Source organism: Micromonospora sp. BS32 (genome assembly GCF_059089345.1).
This window is the reverse complement of the sequence record NZ_JBSSHR010000128.1, coordinates 1-429: the sequence shown is the minus strand read 5'-3', so window position 1 is coordinate 429 and position 429 is coordinate 1. Positions and strand designations below refer to the sequence as shown.

The 429-nt window shown below is 69.5% G+C and carries 1 protein-coding gene; it reads left to right on the top strand.

Annotated elements, in window-relative coordinates:
* Positions 1–429: LCP family protein (locus tag AC5RWQ_RS30570; protein ID WP_494286061.1), on the top strand; the 429-nt coding region annotated here is incomplete at both ends.

Below are 429 nucleotides of genomic sequence, written 5' to 3'. Positions count from 1 at the left end.
ACGCCTTCCCCACCGATGTGCCGCAGTCCGCGGTGCCGCAGCAGTCCAGGAGCGGCAGCCAGACGTTCCTGCTGGTCGGCCTGGACGCGCGGTCCGACCTGCCCACCACCGGCAAGGGCGCGAAGGCGCCCGAGTGGAAGCCCGGAGCCCAGCGCAGCGACACGATGATGCTGGTGCACATCCCCGCCGACCACAAGAACGCCTACGTCGTCTCGCTGCCCCGCGACTCCTGGGTGGACGTCCCCGGGCACGGCAAGGCCAAGCTGAACGCCGCCTTCTCCTGGGGCGGGCCGCCGCTGTTGATCGACACCGTGCAGCGCCTGACGAAGGTGCGGATCGACCACCTGATGGTGATCGACTGGAGCGGCTTCAAGCAGCTCACCGACGCGATCGGCGGGGTGGACATCACCGTCGACAAGACCGTCTCGC